The organism is Shewanella sp. 10N.286.52.E4 (assembly GCF_041468785.1).
Taxonomy (GTDB): Bacteria; Pseudomonadota; Gammaproteobacteria; order Enterobacterales; family Shewanellaceae; genus Shewanella; species Shewanella electrodiphila.
In genome coordinates, this window is record NZ_JBFRJJ010000070.1 from 1 (window position 1) to 7,335 (window position 7,335).

At 41.5% G+C, this 7,335-nt stretch carries 5 protein-coding genes and 1 tRNA gene; 4 read left to right on the top strand and 2 right to left on the bottom strand.

Features of this window, described 5'->3' with window-relative positions; translation table 11 throughout:
- The first annotated feature begins 17 nt into the window (after positions 1–17).
- The 4 genes from AB4153_RS21150 to secF all read left to right on the top strand — a co-directional run bounded on the left by AB4153_RS21150 (position 18) and on the right by secF (position 4,479).
- Positions 18–108, top strand: a tRNA-Ser gene (locus tag AB4153_RS21150).
- A 914-nt stretch (positions 109–1,022) separates the two neighbouring features.
- On the top strand, positions 1,023–1,583 hold the full coding sequence (locus AB4153_RS21155) for a hypothetical protein (RefSeq protein WP_229369873.1): 561 nt from the start codon (positions 1,023–1,025) through the stop codon (positions 1,581–1,583).
- Between the two features lie 164 nt (positions 1,584–1,747).
- Positions 1,748–3,538, top strand: a complete 1,791-nt coding sequence (gene secD / locus AB4153_RS21160; protein WP_229369871.1) for a protein translocase subunit SecD — start codon at positions 1,748–1,750, stop codon at positions 3,536–3,538.
- An 8-nt stretch (positions 3,539–3,546) separates the two neighbouring features.
- Positions 3,547–4,479, top strand: coding sequence for a protein translocase subunit SecF (gene secF, locus AB4153_RS21165; protein WP_371998576.1), 933 nt, complete (start codon positions 3,547–3,549; stop codon positions 4,477–4,479).
- A gap of 111 nt (positions 4,480–4,590) precedes the next feature.
- Here secF and panP read toward each other — a convergent pair whose 3' ends face one another.
- Both panP and AB4153_RS21175 read right to left on the bottom strand, forming a co-directional pair.
- Positions 4,591–6,237, bottom strand: a complete 1,647-nt coding sequence (gene panP, locus AB4153_RS21170) for a pyridoxal-dependent aspartate 1-decarboxylase PanP (protein ID WP_371998574.1) — start codon at positions 6,235–6,237, stop codon at positions 4,591–4,593.
- 129 nt (positions 6,238–6,366) lie between these two features.
- Positions 6,367–7,335 (bottom strand): glycerate kinase (locus AB4153_RS21175; RefSeq protein ID WP_371998575.1); only part of this gene is annotated, 969 nt, incomplete at its 5' end.

Sequence of the window (7,335 nt, forward strand, 5' to 3'; positions counted from 1 at the left end):
TATTATTCTCGGCGTTCGGAGAGATGGCAGAGTGGTCGAATGCACCGGTCTTGAAAACCGGCATGGGTTTGTAGCCCATCTAGGGTTCAAATCCCTATCTCTCCGCCATATTTAAAGAAGCCTGCTATTTTATAGCGGGCTTTTTGCTATTTAGATAGTTATAAATAAATAGCATAGGTTTGTAGGCATCAATGTAGGGTTCAAATCCGTATCTGCGCCATATTCAAGACGAAAGGCTCATCAGAAATGATGAGCCTTTTTTCATTCTTGTATAATTATATTTAAACATAGGTTTGTAGCTCATCAATGTAGGCTTCAAATCCCTATCTCTCCGCCATATTTAAAGAAGCCCGCTATTTTATAGCGGGCTTTTTGCTATTTTAAATTTAGAAAATAAAACATCACAGGTTTGTAGCGCATCTATGTAGGGTTTAAATCGGTATCTGCGCCATATTTAAGACGAAAGGCTCATCAGAAATGATGAGCCTTTTTTCATTCTTGTATAATTATAATTAAACATAGGTTTGTAGCTCATCAATGTAGGCTTCAAATCCCTATCTCTCCGCCATATTTAAAGAAGCCCGCTATTTTATAGTGGGCTTTTTGCTTTTTTAAATTTAGAAAATAAAACATCACAGGTTTGTAGCGTATCTATGTAGGGGTCCTCTTTCAAAAATATGCTATCTCTACAGTATATTGAAAGAAGCCCGCTATTTTATAGCGGGCTTTTTACTATCTAGAATTTATTAAATATAACAACATAAGTTTGTAGGCATCAATGTAGGACTCAAATCTCTAACTCTCCGCTATATAGAAGAACTCATTACTGCAAAGTAATGGTTTATTTGCTTTCAAGTCTTTGGCTGTTCTAAATTATTATTAATGTTTTACTAAGGTTATGATTTTTAATGCTTATATCAGGTTTAGCTATTAACGAGTGTGAAACAAATAATTTAACACTATGAGCATTAATGTAATTCAACATATAATTCCTTTTCATATTTAAAGTTTAGGGAAATACCTTGTTGTTTCAGCGTCTAAAAATCATTTTATTGTTGCTACTATCGTTGAGTACTTTCTCAGCGGTTGGTCAAGTGCAGCTAAATGATGACCAAAGAAACATTTCCTCAACTGAAATAGCCGTTTGTGTACAAGAGGGGAGTGGAGCTCCCGCTAATAGTTTACGCGTGAGTCATTCAGTATCTTCTCTGTCATACCTACAACCGAGTTTATCTGATGGCCAAGATTTCATCTCTATGCTTGTTAGTGCGGATTTAAGGCATAAAAATTTAACACCAGAGAAAGAGCAACCCCTTATTAGCCAATTAGCTAGTGTTGACTTCTTTAATGATGTTAGACGAGTTGTCAGTAGCGATAATCGTGCTGGAGCAGGCGTTAAGCCTAATTATTTTCTTCAAATTGCTTTTTTTGAACCAGTGATTTTTAATCGTTTTATTACACCTATAGATAGACCCAAGTTTACTTATCATTGGACAAGCCAGCTTTCTAGTACTGTTTCTCGCCTGTCAGGCTGGAAGGACGGTAATAGTCTCTACAGTCATCATCACCTCCGCTACAGCTAAATCTCTGTCGTTTTAACAAATATATTATTGCCGAGTATTCGGCGTATTTTAGTGTGCTTGTACCTGTGCCTAAATCTTGGCTATTTTATCTAGCTAGCCAAGGTATTAGCACTGGAATTGAAAGCTATCAAGTGCACGGTTAATTCTTAACAGAGAATATAAACGTGAATAAAAAAACACCACAAAATCCAATTAATCGCTATGCGAGTTGGAAGTACATTGTCCTGCTTTTTACTATTGCTGTGATGTTTCTCAGCGCATTGCCGTCAATATTTGGTGAAAATGCTGCGCTACATATCAATGATCGCGATCATCAGGTGGAAATAAAACAGTTAGTTAAACAGCTTGATAAAGCGGGTATTTCGACAAGTCTTGTTTCTCAAACTGAAGATAAAGTCACCGTTGTGCTTAGCGATGCCAGTCAACAAGCTGCTGCTAAATCAACGATTGAATCTTATTTAACTGACGATGTTCTCGTGGCTTTAGCCATGGAATCAGACGCGCCTAATTGGTTAACTGAGCTTGGTTTTGCCCCGATTAAATTGGGCTTAGATTTACGAGGCGGAGTGCAATTCTTGTTAGATGTAGATATGGAACCTGTCTATCAAGCCCATAGGCAAATGGTGATTGATGAATTTCGTCAATTGGTCAGAGGTTCACAGGGTAGGCATATCGATGGGAAGGTACAACTTAACTTTCGTAATAGTGATGACTTACAAGCTGGTGTAGCTGCGGCAAGGGAAGAGTTTCCCCAGTGGCAACGCTCGGTAAATGGCAACGTGCTCGTGATGACTCAAACAGAAGAAGCGCGGGATGCATTGAGAGCCACGACGGTACAACAGAACTTGCAAATTATGCGTAGCCGAATAGAACACTTGGGCATAACTGAGGCTTCTGTTCAAAGGCAGGGGCAGTCAAGGATCAGAATTGAACTGCCAGGGGTACAAGATCCCGCAACAGCTAAAAACGTAATTGGCGCAACAGCATCACTCTCATTTCATGAACTTGTTGAGCCACGTTCACCAATGGCGATGTCAGTGGATGATGAAAATGGTCAAGCTATATCGCTTAATAGAAGGGCTATTCTCGGCGGCGAGCACATTATTGATGCCAGAGCTAGCCTTGGTGAAATGGGAATGCCAGAAGTTAACCTGACTCTCGACTCAGCGGGCGGCCGCAAGATATCACAGTTTTCTCGCGATAATGTCGGTAATCCTATGGCAACGGTTTATAACGAATTTACGCAAGGTAGAGATGGCGCAAGTGTAGAACAAAGCTCCGTTATTAGTGTTGCGACGATTACATCGCAATTAGGGAATCGTTTTAGGATAACAGGCAGTGGTAGCCTTGCTGAGTCTCAAGAGTTAGCCATGCTATTGAGCGCGGGTTCATTGACCGCACCAGTCACCATCGTTGAAGAACGGACCATTGGCCCAAGTCTTGGTGCTGATAACGTTAAAAATGGTTTTGCTGCGTTGGCATTGGGGCTCGGTTTAACACTGACATTTATTGCCTTTTGGTATCGACGCTTAGGTTGGGTTGCCAATTCAGCCTTGTGTATCAACCTTGTGATGCTAGTGGGTCTTATTGCGTTAATCCCAGGTGCTGTACTGACTATGCCTGGCATCGCTGGGTTAGTACTTACTGTTGGTATGGCCGTTGATACTAACGTGCTTATATTCGAGCGAATAAGAGACAAAATGAAACTCGGTAATAGTTTTGCGCAGTCAATTAATAGTGGGTTTGATAGTGCATTTTCATCTATTTTCGATGCTAACCTGACAACCATGATCGTCGCAATTGCGCTTTATTCCATTGGTAATGGGCCCATTCAAGGCTTTGCTTTAACACTAGGGCTTGGACTGTTAACCAGCATGTTTACCGGCATTTTTCTTTCAAGAGCCATCATCAATTTAGTATGGGGACGTGATAAGCGTCGTATGGTAAAAATATGAACAATATAATGACACGTTTTTTCAAAGGCCAATTTGATAATAATCCTTCGCAAAGTGGATTAACTCGCCTTAGGTTTTTATTAACAGGATTTTCAGTATGTGCTTTATTGGTTTCAGTCTTGATGATTGGAATTAAAGGTTTTAACTGGGGCTTAGATTTCACCGGTGGCGTGGTAACTGAGGTCACACTTGACTCAAGTATAGAACTTACTGAATTAAATCAGCATGTGGATAATGTTTTAGCCCAAGACGTGCAAGTGATTAAGGCGTCAGAAGAAGGTCAATGGATACTGCGTTATAGTGATGAAATGGCTGGTGATGTCGGAATAACGGATGCACTTGCTCTGATTAGCGAGCAGGTAACACTTATCAGTCACAGTATTGTAGGGCCGCAAGTCGGTAATGAAATGGTAGAACAAGGCGGGCTTGCAGTACTGGTTTGTTTAGTGATGATCATGGTGTACTTAAGTATGCGTTTTGATTGGCGTTTAGCATCTGGTGCTTTACTTGCTTTGATGACGGATATCATTATCGTTCTAGGGGTATTTGCAGTCTTACAGCTAGAATTTAATTTAACGGTTTTAGCGGCGTTATTAGCAGTATTAGGTTATTCGCTCAATGACTCAATCATCATTGCTGATCGAGTCAGAGAAATCATGCGGATGAGACCAAAAGGTGACACCAACGAGATTATTAACGAGGCGGTTAAAGCTACCTTTTCGCGCACGTTAGTCACTTCAGGTACGACATTAGTGACGGTTTCAAGTTTGTGGTTATTGGCAGGTGCTAGTTTACAAGGTTTCTCAATCGCGTTATTCGTTGGCATCATATGCGGAACTTGTTCATCAATTGCGCTAGGGGTGACTTTACCGCAATTGTTTGGCCTAAAAGCTGCCGATTACATTCCTCAGCCTATCGATATTGAAGAAACGTATTCTTAATGAAATTGCATCAATTAAGTTTGTGTCAATGAGGTTTGTGTCAATAAGGCTTTGTAGCAATAAAAAAACCAGCCACAAGGCTGGTTTTTTATTGGTAAATTAAATTGAAGCTTATTCAGTCATTGCGAGTAATTGCGGTAAATAATGGCTATCAAGCTTAGCTATTTCAGTTTGTTCCTGCAGTACGTCATTTAATATTTCATCAGTGGTCAGCGGGTTAGCTAATACCACTCTAAAAACCGTCGTTGCTTGTCGCTGATATTTCGCGGGCTTTATACGCGTACGTGAAACGAAAGACTTTCCTTGTTCACGTTGATGTTTTTGAATGAACTGAGTTAAACCATCGAGCAATTTATTGCACAGTTTAACACTCGCAATATCATTATTACGTATAGCTTGTTCCATAAAGGATTGCACAGCTTGTGGTACATAGCGATAGGTCAAAATGCACAGCTCTGGCTCGGTTATCAATTCGAATTCTTGGTGCTGGTTAATTTCTTGTGCAAAGTAGCGCGCTTTTTCAAGGCTGTTATTAATTAGAATCTCATAACCTTCACTACCGATGATCTGTAAGCAAGCATGTACTAACATTGCCATGCCTGGTCTAGAGCCTTCTAATGTTTGGCTCCCCAAATCTTTAGAACCAACGCGGAGTATATATTCAGCATGGTGTGCTATGGCATGGGCAAGCTCTGGGTCTTTAAACAACACCATTCCAGCGCCCATCGGTACATACATTTGTTTATGGGCATCAATGGTCACTGAGTCAGCCAGTTCAATGCCTTTAAGCAAGTAACGGTATTTATCTGATAATAAACTTGCGCCGCCCCAAGCTGCATCAACATGGAAGTGACATTGTAATTCTGATGCTAATTGGGCAAGTTCAGATAATGGGTCAATATTGCCTGTTTCTGTTGTGCCAGCAACGCCGACAATCGCCATCACTTTGATGTTTTCTTTGGCGAGTTTCGCAGCCGTTTGGCGCATTTGTTCAACATCAACTTTGTTGTTGGCATTGGTTGGGATACTGACAATGTTGTCGCGGCCAATCCCCAATAAGTCAGCAGTTTTGCCTATTGAGTAATGACCTCGTTCAGACACTAATATGGCTAAATCATCATAGCCATAATGCTTTAATGCACGCGGGAGCCCTTCACGATTAACTCCTTTGAAGGTGCCGTCTGCTTTTAACAATTGATTTCTAGCAATCCATAAAGCGGTGATATTTGCCACGGTGCCGCCGGAGCAAAATGCGCCAAGGGAGTAATTAGCGCTATGCATCCATTGGTCGTAAAAACTGTCAGCCTGATCAAAAATCAAATGATGCATCATCCCCAGCACTTGGCGCTCAAGTGGGGTAAAAGCTTTAGAGGTTTCAATTTTAACGAGGTTTTGATTTAACCCAACCATCATTTTAGACAGTGGCAATACAAAATACGGCAGGGCAGATGTCATATGGCCGATAAAGCTCGGTGCTGAAGTGTGTACCGAATGGGCCACTAAATTCTTCATTATTTCATCGGTATAGTCTGAAACAAATCTGGGTGAATCAGGAATTTGGTAGGCTCGAAAATCTTTTTCGATTAATGACAATGGCTTTTCAAGCGCGGCAATACTTTTACCTAAAAAGCCCGCTAAGTCTTCAGAAAGCTTTTGCTCAATGATACTTAGTGTTGATTCCGCATCTTCTGGAATGGTAAATATACGTAGAAGGCTTGCTTCAGATGCTTGGGCTTGTCGGTAATTTTTTGCGGTCATGTCTTCGTGCCATCATTTTTATTTTTCAGCCAAGTACCACTAAAATGAAAGTGGTTTCTTGGCAATTATGAGGGCTAACTTTACTTCATGGATTATTGCTCAGCAAGTTTTTGAGTTAAACGAGCGTTTTTATATTGATAGTTTAAGTGTAGCGGCGACATTTTGAGCTGTTTGAACCAGGTTTTCGTGTGCATTGCTTAAAATATCATCGAGCGGAGCTAACGATGGAATAATAGGAAAAATTGCTGTCATTCCTTGTTGCAGTATTTTTTCTGCTCCAGAACCTAAACAACCCGCAATGCCAATCACAGGGATATCTTGTTTTAAGGCTTGTTGCATTACGCCCATGGGGGTTTTTCCACTTAAGGTTTGACTATCCATACGGCCTTCACCAGTGATGACAATATTGGCGCCTTGCATTATGTCGGCTAATTTCACTGTTTCTATGACAATTTCAACTCCCGGCTGAAGTTGTGCATTAAGTAATGCCATAACACCAAAGCCCATGCCGCCAGCAGCGCCAGCACCAGGGAAAAGTGCAATGTCGTTATCGGAATTTTCAGGTATAGTGCGATTAATAACATTGGCAAAGTGGCTGAGAATATTATCAAGCTCAGTGACCATTTCTGCAGTTGCGCCTTTTTGCGGGCCAAATATTGCAGAGGCACCATTAGGACCACATAAAGGGTTATCTACATCACAAGCCACTTCGATTTTGCAATTAGCAATGAGTGGGTGTGCAGATGAACTATCAATCTCAGCTAGCTGGCTGAGTCCTGCAGCGCCATGGCCAATAACACTCCCGTTTGCTGTAAGCAGTTTAAAGCCTAAAGCTTGCGCCATTCCCGCGCCGCCATCGTTTGTCGCACTCCCCCCCAAGCCTAGAATAATGTGATTTATGCCTTTATCCAGTGCATCACGAATAAGTTCCCCAGTTCCAAAGCTGGTGGTCAGCATAGGGTTTCTTCTGTCTCTTTCAATATGATGTAAACCGGATGCTTCAGCCATTTCAATGACTGCAGTGCCAGTGCCAGTGCCAGTGCCAGTGCCAGTGCCAGTGCCAGTGCCAGTGCCAGTGCCAGTGCCAGTGCCAGTGCC

Excerpts from the sequence above, each read along its gene's own strand:
- secF (WP_371998576.1), top strand. The coding sequence starts at position 3,547 with ATGACACGTTTTTTCAAAGGCCAATTTGATAATAATCCTTCGCAAAGT.
- panP (WP_371998574.1), bottom strand. The coding sequence starts at position 6,237 with ATGACCGCAAAAAATTACCGACAAGCCCAAGCATCTGAAGCAAGCCTT.